The sequence below is a fragment of the Sphingomonas sp. 77B genome (assembly GCF_056497825.1).
Map to the genome: position 1 here is coordinate 49,319 of NZ_JBWMBY010000003.1, position 26,921 is coordinate 76,239.

The 26,921-nt window shown below is 58.1% G+C and carries 21 protein-coding genes; 13 read left to right on the forward strand and 8 right to left on the reverse strand.

Translation table 11 applies throughout. The annotated features are described in order from the left end of the window. Positions 1 to 8 precede the first annotated feature (8 nt). The 3 genes from rfbC to AC1GI4_RS18800 form a co-directional block, all read right to left on the reverse strand. Complete coding sequence (gene rfbC / locus AC1GI4_RS18790) at positions 9 to 581, reverse strand: dTDP-4-dehydrorhamnose 3,5-epimerase (RefSeq protein ID WP_479630574.1); 573 nt, start codon at positions 579 to 581, stop codon at positions 9 to 11. After that, the gene (locus AC1GI4_RS18795) at positions 574 to 1,986 is read right to left on the reverse strand and encodes an O-antigen ligase family protein (RefSeq protein WP_479630575.1); all 1,413 of its coding nucleotides are present in this window, start codon (positions 1,984 to 1,986) and stop codon (positions 574 to 576) included. The genes rfbC and AC1GI4_RS18795 overlap by 8 nt, the downstream gene beginning before the upstream one ends. Positions 1,987 to 2,089: 103 nt before the next feature. Beyond that, positions 2,090 to 3,376 carry a sugar transferase gene (locus AC1GI4_RS18800; protein WP_479630576.1) on the reverse strand — a complete coding sequence of 429 codons (1,287 nt, stop codon included), beginning with the start codon at positions 3,374 to 3,376 and terminating at the stop codon, positions 2,090 to 2,092. A 304-nt stretch (positions 3,377 to 3,680) separates the two neighbouring features. Between AC1GI4_RS18800 and AC1GI4_RS18805 the strand changes: the two genes are divergently transcribed. From AC1GI4_RS18805 to AC1GI4_RS18815, 3 genes are read left to right on the forward strand one after another with little or no spacing between them, the layout of a single operon-like run. After that, complete coding sequence (locus tag AC1GI4_RS18805; RefSeq protein ID WP_479630577.1) at positions 3,681 to 4,397, forward strand: polysaccharide biosynthesis/export family protein; 717 nt, start codon at positions 3,681 to 3,683, stop codon at positions 4,395 to 4,397. 26 nt (positions 4,398 to 4,423) lie between these two features. After that, on the forward strand, positions 4,424 to 6,631 hold the full coding sequence (locus AC1GI4_RS18810; RefSeq protein WP_479630578.1) for a GumC family protein: 2,208 nt from the start codon (positions 4,424 to 4,426) through the stop codon (positions 6,629 to 6,631). A gap of 44 nt (positions 6,632 to 6,675) precedes the next feature. Further along, on the forward strand, positions 6,676 to 7,851 hold the full coding sequence (locus AC1GI4_RS18815; protein ID WP_479630579.1) for a hypothetical protein: 1,176 nt from the start codon (positions 6,676 to 6,678) through the stop codon (positions 7,849 to 7,851). A 21-nt stretch (positions 7,852 to 7,872) separates the two neighbouring features. On the opposite strand, the gene AC1GI4_RS18820 is transcribed toward AC1GI4_RS18815, so the two are convergent. Next, positions 7,873 to 8,844: a WaaS/CpsH family glycosyltransferase gene (locus tag AC1GI4_RS18820; RefSeq protein WP_479630580.1), complete on the reverse strand. Its 972-nt coding sequence runs from the start codon at positions 8,842 to 8,844 to the stop codon at positions 7,873 to 7,875. Positions 8,845 to 9,112: 268 nt separating this feature from the next. Here AC1GI4_RS18820 and AC1GI4_RS18825 point away from each other — a divergent pair, with 268 nt between their 5' ends. The 7 genes from AC1GI4_RS18825 to AC1GI4_RS18855 are packed head-to-tail and all read left to right on the forward strand — an operon-like array spanning position 9,113 to position 16,641. Then, the gene (locus AC1GI4_RS18825) at positions 9,113 to 10,102 is read left to right on the forward strand and encodes an FAD-binding oxidoreductase (RefSeq protein WP_479630581.1); all 990 of its coding nucleotides are present in this window, start codon (positions 9,113 to 9,115) and stop codon (positions 10,100 to 10,102) included. Positions 10,103 to 10,112: 10 nt separating this feature from the next. Further along, complete coding sequence (gene rfbF / locus AC1GI4_RS18830; protein WP_479630582.1) at positions 10,113 to 10,883, forward strand: glucose-1-phosphate cytidylyltransferase; 771 nt, start codon at positions 10,113 to 10,115, stop codon at positions 10,881 to 10,883. Continuing rightward, positions 10,868 to 11,956, forward strand: a complete 1,089-nt coding sequence (rfbG, locus tag AC1GI4_RS18835; RefSeq protein WP_479630583.1) for a CDP-glucose 4,6-dehydratase — start codon at positions 10,868 to 10,870, stop codon at positions 11,954 to 11,956. The genes rfbF and rfbG overlap by 16 nt, the downstream gene beginning before the upstream one ends. Before the next feature lie 24 nt (positions 11,957 to 11,980). Beyond that, complete coding sequence (rfbH, locus tag AC1GI4_RS18840) at positions 11,981 to 13,294, forward strand: lipopolysaccharide biosynthesis protein RfbH (RefSeq protein ID WP_479630584.1); 1,314 nt, start codon at positions 11,981 to 11,983, stop codon at positions 13,292 to 13,294. A gap of 22 nt (positions 13,295 to 13,316) precedes the next feature. Then, the gene (locus AC1GI4_RS18845) at positions 13,317 to 14,201 is read left to right on the forward strand and encodes an NAD-dependent epimerase/dehydratase family protein (RefSeq protein ID WP_479630585.1); all 885 of its coding nucleotides are present in this window, start codon (positions 13,317 to 13,319) and stop codon (positions 14,199 to 14,201) included. A gap of 59 nt (positions 14,202 to 14,260) precedes the next feature. Next, on the forward strand, positions 14,261 to 15,586 hold the full coding sequence (locus AC1GI4_RS18850; protein WP_479630586.1) for a lipopolysaccharide biosynthesis protein: 1,326 nt from the start codon (positions 14,261 to 14,263) through the stop codon (positions 15,584 to 15,586). Continuing rightward, positions 15,583 to 16,641: a glycosyltransferase family 2 protein gene (locus AC1GI4_RS18855; protein ID WP_479630587.1), complete on the forward strand. Its 1,059-nt coding sequence runs from the start codon at positions 15,583 to 15,585 to the stop codon at positions 16,639 to 16,641. Before AC1GI4_RS18850 ends, AC1GI4_RS18855 begins: the two co-directional genes overlap by 4 nt. Before the next feature lie 27 nt (positions 16,642 to 16,668). On the opposite strand, the gene AC1GI4_RS18860 is transcribed toward AC1GI4_RS18855, so the two are convergent. Next, positions 16,669 to 17,811 (reverse strand): hypothetical protein, encoded by a 1,143-nt coding sequence (locus AC1GI4_RS18860; protein ID WP_479630588.1) that lies wholly within the window; start codon positions 17,809 to 17,811, stop codon positions 16,669 to 16,671. 272 nt (positions 17,812 to 18,083) lie between these two features. Here AC1GI4_RS18860 and AC1GI4_RS18865 point away from each other — a divergent pair, with 272 nt between their 5' ends. Further along, a complete protein-coding gene (locus AC1GI4_RS18865; RefSeq protein WP_479630589.1) occupies positions 18,084 to 19,895 on the forward strand; it encodes an acyltransferase family protein in 1,812 nt (603 codons plus the stop codon). Between the two features lie 220 nt (positions 19,896 to 20,115). Here the strand turns inward: AC1GI4_RS18865 and AC1GI4_RS18870 are convergent, their stop codons facing one another. The 3 genes from AC1GI4_RS18870 to AC1GI4_RS18880 all read right to left on the reverse strand — a co-directional run bounded on the left by AC1GI4_RS18870 (position 20,116) and on the right by AC1GI4_RS18880 (position 24,330). Next, complete coding sequence (locus tag AC1GI4_RS18870; RefSeq protein WP_479630590.1) at positions 20,116 to 21,255, reverse strand: NAD-dependent epimerase/dehydratase family protein; 1,140 nt, start codon at positions 21,253 to 21,255, stop codon at positions 20,116 to 20,118. Positions 21,256 to 21,392: 137 nt separating this feature from the next. Continuing rightward, positions 21,393 to 22,547 (reverse strand): glycosyltransferase family 4 protein, encoded by a 1,155-nt coding sequence (locus AC1GI4_RS18875; RefSeq protein WP_479630591.1) that lies wholly within the window; start codon positions 22,545 to 22,547, stop codon positions 21,393 to 21,395. Between the two features lie 13 nt (positions 22,548 to 22,560). Next, a complete protein-coding gene (locus AC1GI4_RS18880; RefSeq protein ID WP_479630592.1) occupies positions 22,561 to 24,330 on the reverse strand; it encodes a hypothetical protein in 1,770 nt (589 codons plus the stop codon). Between the two features lie 783 nt (positions 24,331 to 25,113). Here AC1GI4_RS18880 and AC1GI4_RS18885 point away from each other — a divergent pair. Continuing rightward, positions 25,114 to 25,479 carry a DUF305 domain-containing protein gene (locus AC1GI4_RS18885; protein WP_206379054.1) on the forward strand — a complete coding sequence of 122 codons (366 nt, stop codon included), beginning with the start codon at positions 25,114 to 25,116 and terminating at the stop codon, positions 25,477 to 25,479. Position 25,480: 1 nt separating this feature from the next. After that, on the forward strand, positions 25,481 to 26,920 hold the full coding sequence (locus AC1GI4_RS18890) for a YncE family protein (RefSeq protein ID WP_088368484.1): 1,440 nt from the start codon (positions 25,481 to 25,483) through the stop codon (positions 26,918 to 26,920). The last annotated feature ends 1 nt before the right edge of the window (position 26,921 follow it).

The window sequence follows — 26,921 nt, forward strand, 5'->3', positions numbered from 1 at the left end:
GATCCTTTTTAGGAAAGCGGGGCCAGCGGGCGGCCGTCATAGGCAAAGGGGCTGTCGAAGTCGGCCAGGGTCGGCTGGACCTTGTCCTTCTCGCTCAGCTCAGGGATGGTGCCGGCGGGCATCGGCCAGTCGATGCCGACACTGTCCCAGCGGATGCCGCCGTCATTGTGCGGCGCATAGGTGTCCGAGCATTTGTAGCTCACCTCGCAGTCGGGCTCGAGCGTGACGAAGCCGTGCGCGAAACCGATGGGGATGAACAGCTGGTGCCCGTTCTCGGCCGACAGCTCGGCCCCGACCCACTGGCCATAGGTCGGCGAGCCGCGCCGCACATCCACCGCCACGTCCCAGATCCGCCCGCGAATGCACCGCACCAGCTTGTCCTGACCCCGCTCCGGCACCTGGAAATGCAGACCGCGCAAGGTAAACGCCGGCGCCGAATAGGAGTGATTGTCCTGCACGAACGTGCAGGTGATGCCCAGCGCTGCAAACGCCGGAACCGAATATACCTCCGTAAACCAGCCACGGCTGTCGCCGTGGCGCCTGGGCCGGATCAGTTGGACGGGGTTGGAAACGTCAGTCATTGCTGTGGGATGTTCCAATCGTTGGTCTGTGGGCAAGCCAGCAGCACAGGATGGTGAAAAACGCACCAAGCAGGGGCGTCCGCAGGGGATAATCGGCCAAGCTCGCAAGTAGCAGGATGAGGATAGCAAAAGCCGCCCCGCGCTGCAGCGCGCGCCAAGGCTTTGGCGCATGGCCTGTCACCGTTCGCCAACTGGCGCGTGCCAACCATGCCAGGAATGCAACGAAGACGGCGACGGCAGGAAGGCCGCCGGTAATTGCCAATTCGATCAGATCATTATGGGCATTGTTGAAATAGGTTGGCTTGAGCAGTGCATCGGGCTCATAACTGGCATATACGGGTACGAACGATCCGAACCCGGTGCCGAACGGCATTGTTTCCTTCATGATGTGAAACAGGGTCGGCATGGCCGCAATGCGGCCCTCGGTGCTGAGTTCGTCGTTGGTGATGCGTCCGATCGATACGGCACGGTCCGCCGTCAGCGCGATCCCCAGCAATGCGGCGAGCCCGACGATCACGGCAAGGATGATCATCCAACGCTGGCGTGCTGGCAATTTGCGGTTGGTCAGCCGGGGTTCGACGAGAAACGCGGCGACCAGGCCGATGAGACCCAGCGCCAAACCGGCGCGCGATCCCAGCACGAGTAGATACAACAGAATGGCGGCCGCCGCAGCCATGCCGATAAAGGTACGCACGCGCTGGGATTGGGGATTGGGGGCCGGAAAAAGCGTCCATGCCCGCAGCAGCGGTAACGCACATGCCAGCATGGCGCCTTGGTGGTTCCGGTTGGCCAGCAGACCGATCAGCTGACCCCGCCCGCTGACTCTGTACCAATAGATGGGCGAAGTTTCGCCACTGGCGATCTGGATGACGCCCAGGATCATGCTGAACGCCACGATCCCGAGCATGGGCCATAGCAAAAGGCGGCGTTGCCGATCATCCAGAGCCGCAAATCCCGCCAGGGCGCCGAACGGGACGAGCAGCGCAATCAAGCTGTTCCATGTACGATCCGGCGACAGCGACAGGGGGCGCCATTGGTCGATCCCACCGACTGCCTTGGCGACCAGAACGGCGCCGTCGCGGCCGTTCAATGCGGTCCACAAGGATGGGGGCAGGGGCACGAGCTGAATGGCTATCGTGCCGGCGAATACCACCAAAAGCAGTGGAAGCGGCCGGATGCTCACCCAATTCTGCCTGTCCGGCAGCAGCATCGCGACGATGCAGATGATGACGACCGGCCTCATGAGAAGAAGCCAGCCAATATCGTTGCGCGCCGACCCCCCGGTCAGCGCGACCGTGAGCGCAAAAACGGCAAAGGCTATGACAATATTGGACGGGCGGCCAATGTGCGGGAGCTTCGTACGAACAGGTCGCTGATGTCGTGATCCGACGCGATTTGCAGACAAATGGCCGATCCCATATCTAACGTTTCAATATAGAAATGTCCGAGCGACATTTCCGTCAAGACGGTGGGCAGAGGACGTGCGAGCATGTCGCCACGCCCCCTGCTTAGAATGCATTCTTGTGCGTAAGGACCTGAAAAGTCTTCAGAACGAGCATCAGGTCACGCCATATCGACCAAGCTTCGAGATAGGCAAGGTCGGCCTGCAGGCGATTGATGAGATCGTCGCTCGTTTCGGTATTGCCGCGAAATCCGCTGACCTGAGCGAGACCCGTCAGTCCTGGCTTGACGGCGTGTCGGCTCCAATAATGGGATGTTACTTCCCAATAGAGGGCGGTCCCGGCCAACGCCCCGGTCGCATGAGGCCGTGGTCCGACGACGCTCATATCGCCTCTCAGCACATTCAGAAGCTGCGGCAATTCGTCGATGCTGGTCTTTCGAATAAAGTTTCCGACACGCGTGACACGTACGTCGTTGCGCGTGGTCAGCTTGCTGGCATTGTGATCCAGCAAGTCGCTGCGCATGCTGCGGAACTTGTACATTCTGAACATGCGGTTGCCCTTGCCGATACGCGGTTGAATGAACAGGACAGGGCCAGGGGAATCCAGTTTGATCGCGATCGCAACAAAGATCATGATCGGCGACAGAACGACGATCGCCGGCACGGCTAACAACAGGTCGAACAGTCGCTTTATCGCACGGTCGACGGCGTTCAGCTGCCCTGAGGCGATGAGGGTGGTGGCAACGTCGTAATAGCGGGTCGTATTGATGGCTCCGATTGCGTCGAGCTCGGGTGTCAGCACCTCGACGTTGACGCCTGCCCCCTTCAGTGCGAGCGACCAGTCCGCACGACGGTCTGGCTGGCAGGCCATGATGACACGGTCGGCCCCATGAACGAGGCTGCCCAGGCGATCCAGCATCGCAGGATCGGCGATATCGGGCGTTATATTCAGCGCCGTCAGGTCGATCTTATAGGCCGTGCAGCCCGGCGGGGGCGCGAAATCGTCGATGAGTACGACCTCGCTTTCCGGACTGCCGTCCAGCGCGGCGTAGGCGTATTTCGCAAAGATCGAGCGGCCGATAATCAGCAATACGCAACTCGCCAGAGTCCCGCCGATCGCGATCGCGCGCGACAAGGAGTCCGACGACTTGACAATAAAGGTGATGCTGATGACGATCAGAAAGGCCGTCAGCAGCGAGAGGCAAGCCCTCCGGGTACTACGCGAAGCGACGATGACGACGGCAGGGCGATAGGTTTGCTGGCGTACCGCAGCCAAATAGTAGATCGGCACGATCAACGGCAGGAACGTCAGCAGGCGTTCGTGAATGATCTGGCCAAGATAGATCCACGACATCGTTCCGACGCCTACACATATCATGGTCAGATCAAGCATGGCTAGCAGGGCCAGCAATCGCATCCGAATGCTATGCTTCGAGGTCATCATTGTAATGCTTTGATCTCTCATGTTGCGCGATATCGGAGCAGGACGATTGGCGACAGGCGCTTTGTGACGACGGAGCGCAGTACCATGGTTGGAGGCAAGCCATAGCCGATAGGCTCTTGCGAGGCCAAATAGAAACTGAATGCCGGTCGGTGGTCCGGCACAAATTCACATGGCTGCTGGCGAGGGTTGCAACTTGTCCATAGCGGGGCTAATTCGGGAGCGCCCGATAGGGTCCGCATCTGGCAAGGTCTCAATGAATAACAGACTGTTTTCCTACGGCGTGCTTACGGTTGCGCTGGCAGCCTCCGCATGTTCCTCGTCGCGTTTCGAGGGGCGGCCAGACCTAACGGTTTTCGACAACAAGCCTCTACCCGAGCCGGTTCGGCAGGATCTTGTCATTCCGTCGCGGCCTTATGTCATCGGACCATCTGATCAGCTGACGGTCGACGTTTTTGGCATTGACGAGCTGAGCAAGAATGTAACGGTCGACCTGACCGGGCAGATCGCTCTGCCGCTTGTCGGATCGATCAAGGCGTCCGGTATGACCGCAGACGAGCTGACCGCCGAGATCGTGACGAAGCTCCGCCGATCCTATGTTCGCAACCCACAGGTGACGGTCAACATCGTCACGGCGGCAAGTCAGGTATTCACCGTCGACGGGTCGGTCACGACGCCGGGCATTTACCCGCTGGTCGGACGGATGTCGCTGATGCGGGCAATCGCCCGGGCGTCGGGAACCAGTGAATTTGCACGGGAGAACTATGTCGTCGTGTTCCGCAGTGTCGACGGCAAGCGCTACGCTGCCCTCTATGACCTGCGCGCGATCCGTAACGGCGTGTACGACGACCCCGAGATATTCTCCAGCGACGTGATTTATGTCGGCGACAACCAGGCGCGTCGCCTGTTCCGCGATCTGGTCACGGCTGCTCCGCTCATTACCACGCCGCTGATTTTCCTGATCAGCCGATAGTCGCCAGCCAAAGTCAGGCAGAGATCATGCAATATGAACAGACCGGCGCCCTGACGCGCCACGTCGATAGTGCTCCTGCCGATGGGGGCTCTCGCTTCAACTTGTCGCTGGCGCAAATCCTGGCGATCATGAAGAAGCGCAAATGGCTTCTGGTCGGTTCGATCGTGGGTGCGCTGCTGTTGGGGCTTATCGTCACGCTGCTGACCACGCCGCAATATACCTCGACGACGGTTGTCGAAATTCAGCGTGAAACGCGCAATTTCACGAATGTGGACGGCGTGAACTCGCGTACGTCGGACGCGATCGATCCCGAATTCTACGAGACGCAGGCCGGTCTTCTGCGTTCGGTCGAGCTGGCGAATAATGTGGCGACAAGCAACCGGCTTCAGGACGACGCGAACTTCTTCGAGATGTTCGGGTCGCGCAAGGCCAAGAACTGGTTCAACGATGGTCGTTTGATCGTCGGGGCGTCCACACGTGAGGAACGCGTGGCCGAGGCCAGTAAGATCCTGCTGGACAATGTAACGGTCACGATCGAACGCCTCTCGCGACTGGCGACGATCAGCTTTACGAGCCCGGACCGGAACTTTTCCAAGAAGATCGTCGATGCATGGAGCGCGCGCTTCATTCAGGCGACCCTCGATCGGCGCTACGCAGCGACATCCTATGCCCGTAAGTTCCTCGAGAGCCGCCTGGGCCAGTTGCGGACCCGCATCGACCAAGCCGAACGGCAGCTGGTCGACTATGCAGCGCAGCAGGGAATCGTCAATCTTCCCAGCGAGTCGGCCTCGACGCCTGGTTCGACGACGCAGCCTGAGCGGTCGCTCGTCGCTGAGGATCTCGTGGCGCTGAACAAGGAACTGGCAACCGCGACGGCCGAGCGTATCGAGGCGCAAAGTCGCCTTGGCGCACGCGGCGGGGACGTTCAGGAAGCGCTTGGCAACACGGGCATATCCCAGATGCGTTCGAAGCGTGCAGAGCTGTCATCGCAATATGCGGATCTCCTGCAGCGCTTCGAGCCAAATTACCCGCCCGCTCAGGCGTTAAAGGCCCAGATCACGACGCTCGACCAATCCATCGCGCGTGAGGAAGGGCGTGTTCGCTCGACACTGCAGCAGAGCTTTCAGGCCGCAGAACAGCGAGAGGCAGCGCTGTCCAAGCGCGTCAACGACCTGAAGCTCAGCCTCTTCGATCTTCGTCGTCGCAGCACGCAGTATAACATCCTGATGCGCGAGGTGGATACCAATCGCCAGCTTTATGATGCCCTTCTGCAGCGTTACAAAGAGATCGGCGTGGCCGGCGGTGTGGGCGTCAACAACATTGCCGTGGTCGATCCCGGCAGCCTGCCCGACAAGCCTTCGAGCCCGCGCCTTTTGCTCAATCTTGCCTTTGCGCTGATGGGCGGCCTGCTGGTCGGCATATCGCTCGCCTTCGCGCTGGAGCAGCTCGAAGACTCGATCTCCGATCCGGCCGAGGTTATCGAGCTTCTGCACGTGGCGTTGATCGGCGTCGTACCCAAGGTCGAGGAAGAGCCGCTTCCTGCATTGCTCGATGTCAAATCGATGCTCAGCGAGGCGTATTTCTCGGTGCAGACCTCCTTGGCGCTGTCGACTGCCGAGGGTTTCCCGCGAACGCTTGTCATCACCAGCTCGCGGGCCAACGAGGGCAAGTCGCTGACATCGCTGGGTCTGGCCAAGACCCTTGCCGTGCAGGGGCGCAAGGTTCTCCTGATAGATGGCGACATGCGATCTCCCAGTGTTCACTTCATGCTGGATCGAGCCGGCACGACCGGATTGAGCAACGTCTTGTCCGGTTCGGTCGAACCGAGCCAGGCCGTGCAGGACACGCCGATCGAAAACCTCTGGATGATTGCGGCAGGGCCAACCCCGCCCAGCGCGGCCGAACTTCTGTCGGGACGCCGACTGAATACGGTGATGACGAGGCTTCTCGAGCAATTCGATCACATCATCATCGACGCCCCGCCGGTCATGGGCTTTGCCGATGCGCCATTGATTGCCAGCCAGTTGGAGGGCGTCTGCTTCGTGATCGAAGCCCATGGCACCAACAAGGCCAGTGCACGAACGGCGATTTCGCGTCTGCGGAGTGCCGATACGACGATCTTTGGGGCGATCGTGACGAAGTTCGACTCCAAGCGGGCCTTTAGCGGCTATGGCTATGACTATGGCTATGGCTATGGGTATGGCGACGCGGCCTCATCAGAGCAGCCGCGCTGATAGCGAGGCTGCCCATCGTGGAAAAATCATCGAGCCTAGGTCGTGTGGCCATTATCCTGACGGGCGGTCTGCTCGCCTTATGGATCGCGGTCGGTATCACCCTCGACCTGGCCTTTCCGCGATCGGCCAACCCGCTTGCGCGAGCCGTCTGGCCCTTTGGTGTGACGCCCCAGGTCGTCGAGGCCACCCTGGTCACGTCTGATCCAAACGTTACCAAGGAGACGGTCGGTCGGCAGAGCGCCAGCTTGCGGCGTGCCATTGTGCGGGATCCGATCGACACGCAGGCGTTGAGCGCCTTGGCTGTGATCGAGGAATATAGCGGCAACGAGGCACAGGCCCGCAAGCTATTCCTGCTGTCCGAGGCGGCATCCCGCCGCAACACGCTGAGCCAGATCTGGTTGGTCGAGGATGCTGTCGGGCGTGGCGACGTCGAAGGTGCCATCCGGCATTATGATCGCGCGATGCGTGTTTCCGTAGACGCCCGTACCTCGCTTCTTCCTGTGCTCGTCAAGGCATCATCCGAACCAGGGATTCTACAAGCTCTGTTGCCGGTGGTGAAGCAGCGGCCGCTTTGGTGGAAGGATTACCTGAACAAGCTGGCACTAAGTGGTACCGATGCCAATGTCATGGCGTCGGTGCTTCGTGCGACGTCACCCGATCTGCGCAGGAGCGATGAGCGCTATCTGGCAGAGCGGACATTGCGCCGGATGATCGCGCTCGGCGCTGGCGCGGAAGCAACTGTCGCGGCCAACCGACTGGAACATGCCCCAGGATCGGTACGGTCGTTGCAGAACGGAAATTTCGAAGTCTCGGATAATATCCTGCCCTTCGCTTGGTGGCTGAAGGACGATGGCAGCATTCGTGCCTATCGTGACGTGGTTCCCAATGGCACGCTGGGATTGCGGGTCGAAGCCGGTGCTGGCGCATCCGGTCTCGTGGCTCAACAATTCATCGGTTTGCGGCCGGGCCGGTATGTCCTGAAGGGCGTATCCGGTGGTGTCGCGGCGGATATCACGGCCCGGCCCTCGGTGGAACTGACCTGTGGGGATGGGGAGCGATTTGCGAAATTCACCTTGCCGCCCTCACCGGATCAGGGCGGCCCCTTTTCTTTCGCATTCGAAATCCCGTCGACGGCCTGTACCGTTCAATCGGTCATGATCGTCACCGCTCCTGCCGTCGATACGAGTATTTGGCTCGATAATCTGAGCATCGCTCGTTAAAGAGCCGGGCCGCCGGCGGCCTCAGCCCAGCACGTCATCGAGCCAACCCGACAGGCTGTAGCGCTTCAGCAAATCGGGATCCTGGGCCCGCCATGGGGTATCGAGAAACGCCGGATCAATGGATGGTGCTTCGCGATCGAGGCAGCTCTGGTTCTGGGAATCGTAGAAATCGGCCTTTACGATTGACGGATTGGTCGTGAGCAATTTGCGCGATGCCCCGAGCATTTCGATGGTGCGCATCGTGAAGCCCGTCTGAACATCGCGTTCGATATCGACAACCACCTTAGCCCGCCCGATCAGTTCCTGCATCTCGATCTTGGGGATTGGCGTGAAGACGAAATCCTTGGGGTCTACGCGACGATAGGTCGCGCTGCTGATCGTCTGTAGGCGGTGCAGCAGCGCGCTGCGAACATACAGGATCTTCTTGAAATCATATCCCGCCGGGACGGCGCGGGCGATCCTGTCGAGCACGGCGATCCGGTCGCTGTGGGCTGTGCCGACGAACAGGAGATCGATATCCTGTTCGACATGCTGAACGTCGGCGTATTTTTCGATGAAGAACAACGGCCGATACGTAAGGCGCTTGTCGATTTGAACATCGTTAAGATCGAAACTGAATGCACGGTCGAAAAAATCGACCTTCTTTTCCGATCCTTTCGGCATATTGCGATAGCTATCCCAAAAATACAGGGTCAGCCGGGCATTGGGAAATATCTGCCGCATCCGGGCAATCATCTTAAGCGATAGAGCTTCACCCTTGATGACAAGAATGTCACGAATGTCATGTCGAGAGGCATCGGCAAATATGCGTTCGAAATACTGATCGCTCTTATGCTGGATAGCCTTGGGAGAAAGACGGACCAATGCCTTGGTCAAGGTATCTGTGGCCGGCCGGTCATCATGCCATAATGCCGAACGCCCTCTCGCAGCTAATGCCTTGACGATTTCTTGTGGATAGCCAAAGAAGTTCGTCGAAATCAGAAGGGTGTCCATCGTGTGCACCAATACCGTTTTGAAATGTTGCGCATGACCGGATATGCGGCAACAAGATGATCGTTGGTTCGACGATAACGATCCGGATTTCAAATCCCGATGCCGATCCGGGCAGGTCGGTCATTCGGCGATTAAGGTCTTATCGTCGGCGTCGTGGTTTCGTTGTAGCGGGAGCCGCGAATATGCAACGTAAAAAACGGGTGATTACCGCTGCGATTGCGCTTATGCGCCGTGAAACCCTCGCTGCACCAGGATAAACGTTCCCGACATGCCCGTCGTCGCATTACGATCAAACCGGACTTTCGAGGCAGCGCCTGACAGGTCGATCCTTGATGCTGCGCGTATGGCGGGCGTTACCCTGGAATATAGCTGCCGCACCGGCCGTTGTGGGATCTGCAAGGCGCAACTGCTGTCGGGGGAGACGACCGTCTTGAAGCCGGAGGCCGAGAGCCTGACCCTGGAAGAAGCCGCGCAGGGCATGATCCTGACCTGTTGCCGGGGCGCGATCAACGATGTCGCGCTTGATATCGAACCGCTCGATCGGTTGGCCGGGATCGACATCAAGACCATGCCGGCCCGCATCGTGACGATCGAAAGGCTTGCCACCGATATCGTTCGCGTGGTGCTGAAGACCCCGCCGACGTCGCCGATGAATTTTGTCGCAGGCCAGTATATCGACGTTCTCGCCGATGGCGTCCGGCGAAGCTATTCGCTGGCCAATGCGCCGCGGGCCGACGGCCTGCTGGAATTGCTGATCAAGCGCTATGCAGGCGGCCACCTGAGCGCCTACTGGTTCGAACGGGCCAAGCCCAACGACCTTCTGCGTATCGAGGGGCCTTTCGGGACGTTCTTCCTGCGCGAGGCGGCACCAACCAATATTCTCTTCCTGGCAACCGGCACCGGTATTGCGCCTGTCAAGGCGTTGCTGGAGGAGATCGCGCTCGATCCCGTACGCGCCGCCAAGCATCGTATCCGTGTCTTCTGGGGCAATCGGGAAGCAGAGAATTTCTGCTGGGACCCGGTCCTTCTGGGATTGGATATCGGCTTCCATCATCTGCTATCCGGGCGCGGTGAGAATTGGAACGGGAAGCGGGGCTATGTCCACGAAGCAGCGATCGCCGATGGTTTCGACCCGGCAGATACAGTAGTCTATGCTTGCGGTTCCAGCGCGATGATCAACTCGTCACGTAATCTTTTTCAAACTATGAAATTACCGTCAAAGTTGTTCTTTTCCGACGCATTCGTCAGCTCGAACTGAGGTTTCATCAATGAAGGCAGTCATTCTGGCCGGAGGTCTCGGCACCCGCTTTGCTGAGGAGACCAGTCTGCGACCGAAACCGATGATCGAAATCGGTGGTCGTCCCATTCTGTGGCATATCCTGAAGATCTATGCAGCACATGGCGTCAACGACTTTGTCATATGCTGCGGTTACAAGGGCTATGTAATCAAGGAGTATTTTGCCAATTACTTCCTGCACATGTCCGATGTGACGTTCGATATGCGTGGCAACGAGATGATCGTTCACGAGCGTCGTGCCGAGCCTTGGAAGGTTACGTTGGTCGACACCGGTGATGAAAGCATGACCGGGGGGCGCCTGAAGCGGGTTGCCGACTATGTGAAGGACGAGGAATTCTTTTTCTTCACGTACGGCGACGGTGTCGGTGACATCGATATCACGAAGTCGATCGAATTTCACAAGAGTCACGGCAAGCTGGCAACCATGACGGCGACCTATCCACCGGGGCGTTTCGGCGCGCTGGAGATCGAAGACGGCCGGATCACCCATTTCCTGGAAAAGCCAAAGGGCGACGGAGGCATGATCAACGGCGGCTATTTCGTCATGAGCCCGAAGGTCATCGACTACATCGCAGAGGACGCGACGATCTGGGAACAGGAGCCGCTGCGCAATCTGGCGATGGACGGTGAACTGATGGCGTATGAGCATCATGGCTTCTGGCAGCCGATGGACACCTTGCGCGACAAGCAGCATCTGGAAGAGCTTTGGAGCAGCGGTAAGGCGCCATGGCGGGTATGGTAAGCGGGCAGCGCGGCGCCGTAGACCCCGCCTTCTGGGCGGGTAAGCGCGTGTTCTTGACCGGGCATACCGGCTTCAAAGGTGGCTGGATGGCGCTTTGGTTGCAGCAGATGGGAGCCCATGTCACGGGCTTTGCACTGACACCGCCCACCGAGCCCGCTTTGTTCGACGTCGCGCGGGTGGCGGACGGTATGACGTCGATCATCGGCGACATTCGCGATGCCGCATTGCTCGAGCAGGCTTTGGTCGATGCCGATCCCGAGGTGGTCATACACATGGCCGCCCAGCCGCTGGTGCGTGCATCCTATGACGATCCGGTGGGCACCTATGCCACGAACGTCATGGGGACGGTCCATCTGCTTGAAGCTGTGCGAAAGGCCGCGGGCGTTCGCGCAGTTTGTGTCGTCACGACCGACAAATGCTACGAAAACCGCGAATGGGTCTGGGGCTATCGCGAAGACGAGGCAATGGGCGGCTATGACCCCTACAGCAATTCCAAGGGATGCGCCGAACTCGTCGTATCGGCCTATCGCCGGTCCTTCTTTGCCCAAGGCAGGACCGCGCTTGCCTCGGGGCGGGCGGGTAATGTCATCGGCGGGGGCGATTGGGCGACCGATCGGCTAATTCCCGATATCCTCCGGGCTGTTGCCAAGGGGGAGCCGGTAACGATCCGCAATCCGTTGGCGATCCGACCCTGGCAGCATGTCCTGGAGCCGGTGGGCGGCTATCTCGTCCTCTGTCAGGCGCTGTGGAACGATCCGGATACCGCGGCGCAGGCCTGGAATTTCGGCCCGCGAGACGACGATGCCCAGCCGGTGCAGTGGATCGTCGAGAAAATGTGCGAGCTGTGGGGCGAGGGGGCTGACTGGGCCCATGATAAGAGTGTTCAGCCGCACGAAGCCCGCTACTTGAAACTTGATATCTCCAAGGCCCGTGAGGGGCTTGGCTGGCAGCCGCGCTGGTCTCTGGCCGAAGCGCTCGACCGAATTGTCGGCTGGCACTGCGCCTGGCTATCCGGCGACGACATGCACGATTATTGCCTTTCCGAGTTGCAGCGCTTCGCACGCGCCGGCTAACCATTACCCATAGGATCTTTTTCCATGACCGCTGACGATCTCCGCAAGCAAATCCGCCAGCTTGTCGGCCAATATGCCGAAGCTCAGTTCGCGCCCAAGCCGTTCGTACCGGGCGAAACCGTCATTCCTCCCGCTGGCAAGGTCATCGGGGCGCCCGAGATCGAACTGATGGTCGAGGCATCGCTCGATGGTTGGCTGACGACGGGGCGTTTCAACACCGAGTTCGAGGCGGGCCTGGCCAAGCTGCTTGGCGCGCCCTATGTCCTGACCACGACTTCGGGATCTTCTGCCAACCTGCTCGCCCTGTCGTGCCTGACCAGCCACAAGCTGGGGGACCGCCGACTGAAGCCAGGGGACGAAGTCATCACCGTTGCGGCCGGATTCCCGACAACGGTCAATCCGTCGATCCAGCACGGTCTGGTCCCGGTCTTTGTCGACGTCGATGTTCCCACCTACAACATCGATGCGAGCCTGATCGAGGCGGCGATCACCGAAAAGACGGGCGCAATCATGATCGCCCATACGCTCGGAAATCCGTTCAACCTCGCCGAAGTGCGCCGCATCTGCGACGAGCACGACCTGTGGCTGGTCGAGGATTGCTGCGATGCGCTGGGCGCCACCTATGACGGGAAGAAGGTCGGGCTGTGGGGCGATGTCGCCACCGTCAGCTTCTATCCGGCGCATCACATCACGATGGGCGAGGGCGGAGCCGTCTTCACCCAGTCCCTCGAACTGCGCCCGATCATCGAGAGCATTCGGGACTGGGGCCGTGACTGTTACTGTGCACCCGGTTGCGACAACACCTGCGGATCGCGCTTTGGTCAGCAGCACGGCACGCTGCCGTTTGGCTACGACCACAAATATGTCTATTCGCATCTCGGCTACAACCTGAAGATCACCGATATGCAGGCCGCCTGCGGTCTTGCCCAGCTCGATCGTGCGGAAGGTTTTGTAGAGGCGCGTCGCCGCAACTTCTCGCTTCTGACCGAGCGGTTGAAGAGCCTGGAAGAAATCTTCATTCTCCCGGAAGCTACCCCCAATTCCGACCCGTCCTGGTTCGGCTATCCGCTGATGCTGCGTGACGGTGTGGATGCCAAGCGCGTCGACGTCACCCGCTTCCTGGACCAAAACAAGATCGGGACACGCCTGCTGTTTGCCGGCAATCTGACGCGTCAGCCTTATTTCCAGCACGTCAACTATCGCGTCGTCGGCGATTTGACGCGTACCGATCAGGTCATGAACAACACCTTCTGGCTGGGTCTTTTCCCTGCGTTGGGGCAAGAGCATTTCGATTATGTCGGTGACAAGCTCGAAGAATTCTTTGGCTTGAACTTCTGATCCATTGACTGACGGCGCGGCCATGATCGCTCTTCTCACCGGGGGAACAGGCTATATCGGTCGGTATGTCGCGCTGGCATGCCTTGCAGCGGGTTGGGAGGTTCACCTCCTGACCCGCAAGACCAGTGTGATTCATCCATCGATTGACGGCCACGTTACCCGTCATGATCATGACGGCGGCTTTGACGGATTGCGTGCGATTCTGGAAAGCGTGTCGCCGCATTGCGTTCTTCATCTCGCGTCTGCGCCGGTCAAGGCGCATGACCCCGCCCAGGTGGAAAGCCTGTTGCTGGGCAACGTCACCTTTCCGACCCTGTTGATCGAGGCGATGCGCGTCACCGGGGTCCGCAATCTGGTGAATACCGGGACATTCTGGCAGCATTATCGGCAGTCGTCCTATTGGCCGGTCGACTTCTACGCCGCGACCAAACAGGCATTCGAAGACATATTGCGGCACTATACCGACATGCATGGGATGTCGGTCGTCACGCTGAAACTCTTCGACAGCTATGGCCCGGACGACCATCGCCGCAAGATCCTGAATATCCTGCTGGATGCGGCACGGCAGGAAACCGAGCTTGCGCTTTCCCCGGGCGATCAGGTGTTGGACCTGACCCATGTCGAGGATATTGGTCAGGCCTTTGTCGAGGCGGCCGATATCCTGGATACGGCAGAAGCCGGTACCAATCAGGCTTATTATGTCAGTGGCGAGCGGATGCCGCTCAAGTCGCTCGTCGGTCTGATACGGGACAGAAGCCGCACAGGCTTGAGGGTGGAATTGGGCGCTCGTCCTTATCGCGAGCGAGAGATCATGGACCCGATCGAACCCGGCGTCGATCTGTTGCCCAACTGGAAGCCCCGCCGACGTGTCTCGGACATGATCGATCTGCTGATGAAGGCGGATTGAACCGCGGTCGTCATCCCCATGACGTCGCGACGCCCAAGCGAAAAAGAGAAGCATCCTTCATGACGTCGCGCATCTCGTCATATCTGCGCAATGCGCAGATCGTCCCGCTGATCCTGACAACCGGTGCCGGATGGTCGACCCGGTTTGCGACGGCCGCGGCACAGTTTGTCGCCATACGCCTGCTGACCGATCGTCTGAACGCCGACGGCTATGGCGCCTTTGCGGTTATCAGTGGCCTGTTGGCCTGGTTCATGCTGGCCGATCTCGGCTTTGGATCCGCCATTCAGAACCATATCTCGAAGGCCCGCGTTGACGGAGAGGAATGGCACGCCGTCGTCTTCAGGGTATTGCGACGGCTCAGCGTGATCCTCATGGGAATATGGGTTCTGGTCGCGGCTGTCGCGCCATGGGCCGGCCCCTATCTTCTTGCGGGATATCCCAGTATCTCAACGGTTGAGGCCACAATCGCCTTTGCCATCTTCGGAATCCTGCTTTCAGCGACCGGCGCCCTGTCGATCATCCTGAAGGTCCAGTTCGCCGAGCATCGCGGTTACATCGCGCATCTTGTGACCGGGCTTGCCGCGATCGCCGGGTTGGCACTTCTGGCCGTGGTGCTGTCGTTGTCGATCGATCATCTCCTGGTCTGGTCGATCCTGGCCTATTATTTCCCCGGGGTCTTCTTTCCGATCGTACTGCTGGTGTGGATGGGCCGAAGCCGCGAGTCATCGGCAGCCCACGCTACGATACCCCTCGATCTGAAGAAGCAGGCGCGGGTATTTCTAATCTTTGCGATATTGTCGGCAGCTATCCTCAACGTCGACTATATCATCCTTTCCCGTACGGTTTCCCCGCATGAGCTGCTTACCTACGCCATTATCAGCAAGGCCTATGCGCTGATCTATGTTCTGTATAATTCAATCCTGCAGGCCTATTGGCCCATCAGTGCGGAGGCGATGAACAGGGGCGACGCCGCCATGGTCCGGCAGTCGATCCGGCGGTGCATTGCCGCGGGCGCCGCGATCGTTGTTGGCGGAACGCTGTTTCTGATCCTTGGCATTGACCGCATAGCGCTTCTGCTTGCGCCATCCGAACATCCCGTCGTCCCCCCCTTTCTGATCGCGCTCTTCGCCCTCTACTGGCTATTGCGTGTATGGACCGACGTGTTTGGAGTGATCATCATGAGCTCGGGGCAGGTCGGTTATCTGTGCCGGATCGTTCCGATCCAAGCGCTCGTCAGCGTGCCTTGCGCCTATCTGGGCGCAAAATTCTTTGGTGTCGCCGGGCTGATGGTCGGGCTGTCGGTCGGCTATGTCAGCACCGTCGCCTGGATGATGCCGCGCCATATTATTCTTCACCTCAAGACGATGTCGGGAACGCCAGCATGAACGACACAGCATCTACCGCGGTCGATACGGTGCTTTCAATTTGCATTCCGACCTACAATCGTGCCTCCATGCTGGAGGTTTTGTTGGGCAGAATTGCTGACGACCTGACCGGCGATATCACGGATCGCGTCGAAGTCGTCGTGACCGACAATGAATCACCCGATGAGACGCCGGCCGTTGTCGAGCGGTTTCGCGCCCGCATCGCGCGGCTGCGCTATGTCCGCCATCCCGTCAACATCGGGCCCGACCGGAACTTTCTCGCCTGCGTGGCTGAGGCAAGCAGCGAGTTCTGCTGGCTAATGGGGGACGACGATCTGCCGGAGCCTGGCAGCATCGCACGTATTATCGAGGTAGTTCAGGACCATCCCGAGATATGCGGCTTGTCGATGGACCGGTTCGCGCGAAGCCGTGATCTGCAAACGCGGCTTTCCGAAGATGTTTTCAGCCAATTTGATTGTACGACCGTGCTGCACGGGGCGGAAGACGTCTTCGAGAATATAGTGGATTACATATGCTATCTTTCGGCGCAGGTCGTTCGCCGGAGCATCTGGCAGGACGTCGTACGGGAGTGTCCAGTCGATCAGTTCTACAATTCCTACGTCCACGTTTACGTTATTGCCCAGATGTTAAGGCGAAATCCGTCGTGGCTGGTGTTGAAGGAACGGTTGGTCACGTGGCGTGCCGACAATGACTCGTTTTTGAGCGCCGGCCGCTATCGCCGGATCGAGATCGATGTCACCGGCTTCGCGCAGATCGCGCAAGCGTGCTTCGGACAAAGGAGTGACACGTACCGCGCAATACGCGACAGGATTGCGACGAGGAACCTCAGGATGATGATCACGTCGTCACGGGTTGAGGGCAGCTGGAACGCCGATCTTCGCCGCAAGACGGTCAAGCTCGCCCTGAAGCATTATGCGCGTTCTATGCCTTTCTGGATGGTGACGGCGCCGATTCTATTCGCACCGTCCGCTGTTCTCCCAGTCCTGAAATATGCCCAGCGCGTGGTGCATGAACGTCGGGCACGGCGTATCGGAATGGTATCAGATACGCATTGATCTGCGAACGCTGCGCCTTTCGCGCTGCTATTGAAACGCTATCGCCTCGTGAGCCTTCTTGAATTTGACGTAATAAATGAGAGCGGCGAGAAACAGCATCGAGCTGGCGGTGAAGTAGGCGACTCCGCGCACGAACATATCGATCGAATAGCCAACAATGATGCACAGCGCATAGTCACGCCCCGAAAGGGGACGGATGAGGCCATGGCCAACCCCGCGCAGGATCAGGGCGGCCTTGATGGCGATCACCACAAATCCGATAGTCAAGGCCATGCCGAATACGCCCAGCTCGCTGATGAGCTTGGCCGCGACGAAACCACCATCCTGAAGATTGAGATCCAGCTGGGTCAGCTGAAAGATGATTTTAGAGGCTGTGCTTCTGATCGGTCCATAGCCCAGCTGTTGAAAGCCGATGCCCCAACCGGCGGACCGATGCATGGAGTCGGCGACCAATTCCCAGCCCTGGATATATACGAGGGTCGACAGGTTCGTGATGCCGTCGCCAAAGTCCAGCCGATCGGTGAAATAGGTGAGATTGACGGATAGCAGCACCATCGGAGCGACGAGCGCTGCCAGGATCAGTTGCAGCAGGGGCAGGGTGACGAGCGCGACCATCGTCACGCCGACGGCCAGCGATAGATTTTTGAGGAAATACGCAAGTACGAACCCAAGCATAATCCAGGCGTACCGGCGCCAATTGTTCGATTTGATGCTCGCATCGAGTAGCAAGGGTGTGAAGATCAAAGCGTAATGCGAGGGCTCGGTGAATGGGAAAACGGGTTTTTCCCAAGGGTTGATACCAGGAGGCTGCAATCCCGCGATACTGGCTACCGCAATCACGATCATCGTAAGTCGTAGAAATGTCGTTGCCTGATCGACAATAAGCGAGGGGCGGAGAAAGAACCATTTTCCCAAAGTGTAAGAAGAAAAGAATACCAGGGAAAAAAGTCCGAGCGATAGCATTGCTCGATTGGACTGATCCGACGTGAGCATGATCGCAAATGCCAAGTGGATGGACAGCAGAACGACTATAACGAAAAGAGGCAGGAACGCATCGATCGCCGGCGCTCGCCAGGCAAGGGCGAGGATGATCAGCACGCCAGCGGCCGTTGTGCCCGCCGAATGGCTCGTCCCAGTGAACAGGTAGCATAAGCCTGCGGGCAGAAACATGACGCCCGCCAGGAGCACGATCGACAGCCACGTGTCGAATTGGAAGAGCCCTAGAGAGAATTTTGCGCCGGGGGGGGCATATGATTGTGGCCGGGGCATATTATTCGTGTCCGAATTGACGAGGGCAGCGCAGGGCTTTGGTCCTATGCCGCTTCAGCTAGGCGAGCAAGCCTTTGCGACCCAAGCGACCGGACCGTTGCGGGCAGCATCCCCGGGGGCACCCGATGGAATTGCCAAATTTCGAAGGGCTGTGTAAGGCGATTTGAACCTGAGTGGCCAAACTGATGAAGTATAGAAAAGAGATAGATGGTCTGCGGTCATTGGCCGTACTTCCGGTAATATTGAACCACGCCAAGCTTCCCTTTTTCTCTGGAGGCTTTGTAGGTGTAGATATATTTTTCGTTATCAGCGGGTTTCTGATATCGAAAATTATATACACAGACATTATTCAAGAAAAATTTAGCATAATAAGCTTCTATGAGCGTCGAGCGCGTAGGATCGTGCCTGCACTGGCGCTGATCATGGCGGTCAGCTTTTTGGTGGCGTATGTCACCATGCTGCCGGAAGATCTGGATAATTTTTCACAGAGCGTCGTTGCAACGCTGCTATTCTCGAACAACATACTTTTGACAATCACGAGCGGCTATTGGGACTTGGGGTCTGACTTCAAGCCCCTCTTACATACTTGGAGTTTGGGTGTAGAGGAGCAGTTCTACTTTATATATCCTATTATTCTTCTTGTCGTTCTGAGGTTCTGGCCAAGAAGATTTCCTCATATGGTCATGCTGGGAATCATCCTCAGCTTGTCGGCCAGTATCATATTGACGCCGCGCTTTCCCAATTCGTCGTTTTACCTGATACACACAAGAGCGTGGGAGCTGCTTGCCGGGGCGCTTGCCGCTTATTACGTTGATCGGCTCGCATTAAGCGAACGTTCGAAAAACATATTCTCTCTGGTCGGCTTGTTCGCCATCTGTGCGTCTGTTGTATGTTACAGCGATGCCCTGGCTTATCCGTCCTATTATGCGGTAATGCCCTGCATGGGCGCAGCATTGATATTGCTTTTCGCGACCCCGAATACGATCGCCTATCGGATCCTGTCGACATCTGTGCTGGTTGGGGTCGGCCTGATTAGCTACAGCATCTATCTTTGGCACCAGCCCTTGTTCGCCTTTGCCAGGGTGATGAGCGTCAAACCGCCGTCACCCATGCTGATGCTGGCGTTGAGCGTCGCGACGCTTCCCCTTGCCTATATGACCTGGCGTTATGTCGAACGGCCGTTTCGCGATCGATCAGTCATATCTCGCAACGGCGTGTTCCTGTTCACGGTGCTCAGCACGTTGATCCTCGGCGTGGCCGGGTTGGTCACGTACCGTATGGCTGGCGTTCCCGAGCGTGTTCCCGGCATCGGGCTCGGACATGGCAAGCACATCGCCTACAACGAGAGAATATTCGGGTACAAAAAGGACGCGTTCCAGACGGCAAAGCCGCACCTTTTGGTGGTCGGCAGCAGCACGGCACGAGATCTGACCAATGTCATGCTCGAAAGTCATAAATTCGATGGATATGAAATCATCTATCGCGATGACGTGACCGTTTGCGACCATGATGCCTTTGCACAGCCTCATGGAGATTTGCTAACTTCTGCAAATGCCGTGGTATGGGCGGCGTCCTATCTTCCGGATGATCGATGTCACTTCATCGATCTGAATCGTTATCCTTTGAAGGGCAAGCCATTCGTCCTCACGGGGCCGAAGCATTTTGGCTACAATCTGAATTCGTACATCTTCACTCCGGCCGCTGATCGGCCACGTGTCAGGGCGGTCCTGATGCCCGAGACATATGCCGCCAATCAGGTCTATCGTGACTTGGTGCCAGCAGAGCATTATGTTGATCTGCTGAAGGCGCTGCAGGCGCGATTTGGTGGGGTCCCTGTATTCGATGCCCAGGGGCGGATATTGTCGGCCGATCGCGTCCACCTGACAGAGGCCGGCGCGAAATTCTTTGCGCCATTCCTGTTCGACGACCCGGCGTGGCGACCGATACTGGAACTGGATCGTCGCAAGGGCTCGGCAAAGCCCTGAGCCGGGGGCGCGCCATCGCAGTGGTGCCGGGCAATCTACCCCCGGCCCATCGCCGCGACGGGTCGACCGGGTCGCTGTCTCTGCAGGCATTTGATCCGGCAGGAAGGTTTCGGGGCATGAAAAAGACGGGTGGGGGCAGTCCCACCCGTCTGTTGCTCCACACGTGCGAGCGGAGCCTCCTGCACTGCGGCGGGCTGCCGGAGCAACCCGCCCGGCACGATCAATGCGACTTACCGGTCTTGAGCAGCTGACGTTCGCTCAATTCCTGAAGCGAGCGATCAAAGCCCGCATCTGCGGCCTCATGCGTGTTCGCCCAATCGAGGAACGCCTTCAGTCCCTCGGCAAAACCCCATTTGGGGGCAAAGTCGGTGAGCGAGGAAATACGCGAGATATCCGCGACATTGTGACGGATGTCGCCGACGCGATAGGCGCCCGTTACCGAGATGGGAACATCGGCATTGTAATAGTCGACGACCGCGCGAGCCACTTCGAGAACCGACGTACGCTTGCCCGACCCGACATTCAGAGCCATCACACCCCCGACATCGGGACGGCACACGGCTGCGGTGGCATCGACGATATCGTCGATGAATACGAAGTCGCGGCTTTCCTCGCCATCCTCAAAGATATTGAGCCCCTTGCCCTGACGGACGAGGTTGGAGAACACCGCCAAGATGCCCGTATACGGGTTGGAGAGGCTTTGACCCGGGCCGTAAACATTCTGGTATCGCATAGCGAAGCCGTCGATCCCGAGCGTCTGGGCGAACATCAGCACCATCTGCTCCTGAACCTGCTTGGTCAGGCCGTAGAAGGAGGATGGGCCATGCGGCGTCGCTTCTGCGGTCGGAACGACCGTCACCGCGCCCCCACAACGCGGGCAGACCGGATCGAAGCGACCAGCACTCATCGCCTCTTCGGTCCGCGCCTCGGGATAGACGTCGCCATGGTCGGGGCAGAGATACTGGCCTTCGCCATAGATCGCGCGCGACGACGCGACGACGATCTTTCGCAAGGTCGGCGACCGCTCATTGACGAGCAGGTCGAACAATATCGCCGTCCCTTGCAGGTTCACGTCGGCATAATGCTCAACCCGATACATGGATTGTCCGGTGCCGGTCTCTGCGGCGAGATGAACAATAACCTCCTGATCGGCGATCGCCCGGCGCATGACATCCCGATCGCGGACGTCGCCGACGATGCAGCAGGCCTTTCCTTCGAGGTCGGCAGGGTAGGCGGCGTCGGCGCCGTGGATCTGCTCGCTCAGATTGTCGAGGAGCGTGACCGTGGCGCCGGCCTCTAGCAGCTTTCGCGCCAGGCGTGACCCGATGAACCCGGCACCGCCGGTGATAAGAACGTTCATTAGCCATGCCCCTTTTCAACTATATTGATAGCGACCAAATCCGAGATTTGGCGTCAGACTGGAAAAGCCTTGCAGGGCGCCCATACGCATATTTGCCCGACTCGACCAGATCGATGATCGTTGCCTGGCACGCCTGATCAACCGGATGGATTTTGTTCCTGCAAAACCGATAAAAGAGATTGCGCGCTGCTGATCGGGCTATAGGCCGCACGAATATGCGCGATCTGCTGATCTGAAGGACGCTTTCCGGAAGACAGCTCCGCGTTCATCGCATCGGCCCAGGCACCGACATCCAGCGGATCATCGATCAGACCGGCATAGCCCATGGTGACTTCCGGCAGGGCGAAAGCGTTGCTGACCAAGGTTGGAACGCCAAGTCCCAAGGCCTCAACAGCTGGCATACCAAAGCCTTCATAAAGCGATGGCAGGACGAACAGCCTTGCATTCCGGTATAGCAGACCAAGCTCGGCATCGCTGACAAAGCCGGTGAGATGTATCCGCTCTCGAACCTCCTCCGAAACATGGTTTCGGATGAATGACGCGTTGGATGGCGAACTCGACCCCACCAAGCACAGGTCTATGTTCTTCTTGGTATAAGCAATTTTCTCAAAGGCTTTCAATATAGTAGGAATATTCTTGTGGGGAAATTGATGGCAGACCGATATTATATATTCCTTTTGCGCGATATCGGTGACAGCGGGGCTTATTGAAGACGCCTCATTTGAAAATCTTTCAAACTCAATAGCATTATAGACGATACTACATTTATCCGCTGCGGATTGGCCAAAAAATTTGCGTACCAAATCCTGCTCTGATTGCGAAATGAGTATGACCTTATCAGCGGCCTGAAGCATGCGTGGAAGATAAAAATCAAGCCAGCGCCTTCTCTTGGTGGAGTGAAATTCGGGATATTGTTTGTACTGGATGTCATGTAGAATGACGGCACTTTTCCCTCGGCGCCCAAGAAGGGATGGCGGAAGAAAATAATTGGGAAACAAGGCCCAGCCATCATCATTTCGTCGCTGCTGGTAAAGCAACTCTTCCAGAAATCGAGCGCCTTTCGGACCAGGTAAGCCACCGGTTGCTGCAGATATTATGCCGGGCTGAGATGTAATCCAGTCGAGAAATTCTTCCGACAGATCGGAGTCCCGGCCATATTCGATAGAAAGATTAATGCCTGCCGCTGCCAATCCCCTTATAAGATTATATATAGCAAATTCTGTACCACCAATTTTTTTATGACGAATAGCGTATAATGGTATTTTTAGCATCTTTCGATCATCTCTTGTCATAGGATCATGGGGGTTATGATATCACAACCTCACCTATGTATATTTTACTATTGCTTCGCGCATCTCGATTCAGAAAATATAATAAAAGATTTTTTACAGGAAAATCTCGTAATATGTCGTACCACATCCATTCATCATGGATGATTTGGGTATGAGACGACACGAATTTTCCGTTGTCCGTGTTGTACAAGGTCAGCACACTGCTCGTTGCAGATGACTTGGCCTTTACCCAGACATCGACGCGTCCGGTGATGGGCGCGTCGAGCGGTGAAAAGGATATGTGCCGTTCGTCGGGTGAGAAGGGAAGGACGAAGGCATTGCCTTCGCAAACGACAGACCCGCCATAGCTCTCATTGCGCAGACCTGGAAGGCTAGGGGAGAAGCGCCAGGGACGTTCCTGGGGAATGTCGCTAGAGTTGAACGGAAACTCCAGCGGCTTCGTACCCGACGTGCCGCTCTGGACGATGCGACTTCGCTGTGTCGCATTGATCCAATAGCGCTGCCCCGCGCCGGCATTCCATTCGACGGCTCCGAAGTTGAGACCGTCATTGCCGTTATTTTCCCAGACGAACAGATTCCCCGGCTCGGTCGTCACTCTCAGGAATTTGGGCACCAGCGGTTTAGGCGGTTGGGAGAAATCGGTTGCCTGCAATTGCACGCGATTACCGGAAAAGCGCACTCTGTCGAGCGCCCTTATATCAAATGCCCAACCGGACAGAGTTGAGTTCTCAACGCTGTGCTCAAAATAATTGTCAGTGACCATCAGGTCCATGTCGCTAGAGCGCAGGTAGCATTCCCTGGCGGCAAGCAGGTCGCATCCGACAATTCTGGTCCCAGAACCATATCTATACGGATGATTTATAATGTTCGTGAGCTCAATTAAAGTATTGCATTTCCATATTCTCGTTCGCCCACAGATTTCGATAAGGTCGGATCCCCGACCTAGGTAGCCCGTCGCAAATCCCTCGATCTCGCACTGGATGATGACGCCATCAAAGCATTTGTTGAACTCAACGCCAACAGATCGACCATTTTTATCTTGGAGCCTGCGTATGCGTACCCGATCCAGACGGGGCCTCATAAGGGCCTGTTGTCCCTCCGCATCAGAAAATCCACCATTTGCGCGGTTAAGTCTAATGCCATTGCCTGCACAAAATACGTCAAAGTGTTCTAGTGACGGACCTGCCGAATTTCCGCCGGACCCATCGGGCGCTTCACAAACAAAGGCCGTATCGGCCGTACATACCAATCTGGTTGCATCACCCTTTCCGATCAACCGGGTATTGGGCGGAATATGGATAGTCGCATCAAATACGATAGGATCAACCGTACTTGGTAAAAAAACCGTCTGTCCGTAATTGATCGCATTCTGCAGAGCTATAGCGTTCTTCCTAGGAGAAGACTTGGCATTGAAGCCATAATCCTCATCAGCAAAGACAAAGCTGCGAAGTTTTTCATGCACGCTAATCATCTTTGCATCGGCAGACTGCCGATGCATAATTTTTTCATCGGTTTGTCGAACCCATGCCCCATCGACAGCATCGGGAAGCGCGCTCGGGATGATATTGGTTTTATCTGAGGTCTTGGAAAAGTCGCCCTTGGTCCATATAAAAAGGCTACCATCACAAACGATGTATCCAGCAGTCTTTGGCGTAAGCGTCAGTTGATGCAGCGTTTCGATCGGGCCACCTTGTGCGGTGACGTTTGAGCCGGACGCCATTGCTGGCAGGCCAGCGGCGATGCCCGCAAAAGTCGCACGTCGCGTTATTCCACCTTGAGTCATCGACGGAATTTCGCGCCACGCATAAGGGACGGCAAGGGCGAATCGATGAAAATGCCGCAAGCAACCGTGCTTGACCGTCTATTTGTCGCTTATGGGCAGGATGAGAAGCGGCGTGATCGTGACTCGACGATCAGAAAGCGATCGCGGCATATTCGCAATCCAAAGTCGACCAAGATTGAAGCGCATCAGCCGAACCGAGTTGTCTCGGCTACACGCGTTGCTAGCACCGTCACTGGGTGGCTGCCTCCGAAAATGGATGTGACCATACCACTTGCAGCCCGGAGGCGCGGTTGCCATCTCACTTCTAGGTCGCGGAAGAGTTTCATTTCCACATTTCGTCTACGTGCCGACAGGCAGATTGTTGCCGCTAGTTAGAAAAGGCACATCCTGCGCCAGATAGAAATGACACCCCTTGGTAGCAGCGGGGGCAGCGTGGAGCCATCCAAACAGCGCAGCGCTGCCCCCGCTGATGCGATCACCTCTCGGCTCCTGACCCCGGACCCGCTGCGCCAGCAGCGGGCTCGGTCACGCCAGTTTTCGAGCGCTCGAGCTTTCCCGAAACTCCGTCTCCGATGCCGCATTTCGGGAAAAGGCAATCGGGAGCATATTTCGGGAAAATCAGCCCCCGATCCGCGAGGCGTAGCCGGTTTGCGGCCCAGGATCTCGATTGACCTTCCCAATCGGGAAGGCTGATAACCGGCTCACCCATGGAATAAACCCGGACGAGCGTCGTCTATGCTTTCAGGACTGATGCGCCGGAGGCTTATGCGTAGACGATATTGGATGCTCGGTCTGACTGCTTCGGCCCTGCTCACAGGCGCAGTCGCGGCCGCCCCTGCCGGTGGTTACGCCAGCATGGTGGCTGCCGCGATGGACCGGATGATGGCGGGCATGATGGTCAAGCCGTCCGGCGACGTCGACCGCGACTTCGTCACGATGATGCTTCCGCATCATCAGGGTGCCATCGATATGGCGGTGGCGGAGCTTCGCTACGGCCACAACGAGCAGCTCAAGCGCATCGCGCAGGAGATCATCATTGATCAGCAGCAGGAGATCGCCGCCATGAAGCTGGCGATCGGTCAGCCGCTACCCCCTTCGACGCCAGCCCCGACGCAGGGCGGCGACCACCACAGCCATATGGAGCACTGACATGATCCGGACCATCCTGCGCTCGGCCGCCTTGCTGATGAGCGCCGCACCGGGGATCGCCATGGCCCAGCAGGCGCCATGGAACGCCAGGGACGTACCCGTCAGCCACCGCGACCGCGTCTATGCGTCCGAACAATTCTCCAACACGGTGTCGGTGACGGACCCGGCCGACAACCGGCTGCTCGGCGTCATCAAGCTGGGCGATCCCCAGCCGATGAACTTTTCGCCGCTCTACAAGGGACAGGTGCTGGTCCACGGCCTCGGCTTCTCGCCGGACGGGAAGACCTTGGCAGTCGTGTCGATCGGATCGAACGCCGTGTCGTGGATCGACACCGCCACCAACACCGTCAAGCACACGACCTATGTCGGGCGCAGTCCGCACGAGGCGTTCTTCACGCCAAACGGCAAGGAGGTGTGGGTTACGGTACGCGGCGAGGACTATATCGCCGTGCTCGACCCTACGACGTACAAGGAGACGGGGCGCATCAAGACGCCCGGTGGTCCGGGCATGACGATCTTCTCTCCCGATGGCCGGTACGGCTATGTCTGTTCGTCGTTCAATCCGGTGCTGGCCGTGTTCGATGTCGCGACCCACGCGCAGGTCGGACAGGTGGCACAGCCAAGCCCGTTCTGTCCCAATATTGCCGCGACGCCGGACGGCAAGCAGGTGTGGTTCACGCTGAAGGACATCGGCAAGACGGTCGCATTCGATGCGAGACCACCCTTCGCGATCCTGAAGGTGCTGGATACCGGGCCGATCACCAACCATGTCAACTTCGCCCGCACGGCCAAGGGGCAGTTCGCCTATGTGACGGTCGGCGGAGAGAATGCGGTGAAGGTGTTCCGCACATCCGACTTCGCGCCCGTCGCCACCATCCCGGTCGGCAAGATGCCGCACGGTGTCTGGCCATCGGGCGACGGCCGGCGCATCTACGTCGGGCTGGAGAATGCCGATGAGCTCGCCGCGATCGACACCGCTGGCAACACGGTCGTTGCCACCGTGCCGGTCGGACAGGCACCGCAGGCGATCGCCTATGTGTCGAACGCAGTTCCGACAGGCCCCGGCACCGACAATCTCCAGCCGCTCGGCACGGCCGGCAAGGCGTTGCATCTGACCATGGGGCCGATCGGCGGCAAAGGTACAGCAAGCAGCATCACCCTCTTCGACCAGGGCATCATTCAGGTCGTGCAAAGTGCCGTTACCGGTTTGCAGCCCAAAAAGCCTTACATGCTCGTGCTGACCGCCAATGCGGACGGCAGTGGTGCGGTAGAGCCGCTTGCGAACTTCATGAGCAACCCGGCAGGTGCGGCGATCGTCAACGCATCGGGTCCGATCCGGCAGATCGTTCAGGGCAGCACCGCGACGCCCCGCCGCTTTCTGGCGGTGGCGGAGGTGGTGAACGGCGCGCCTGGACGCATCGTGCAGGTGCAGCGCGACTGAA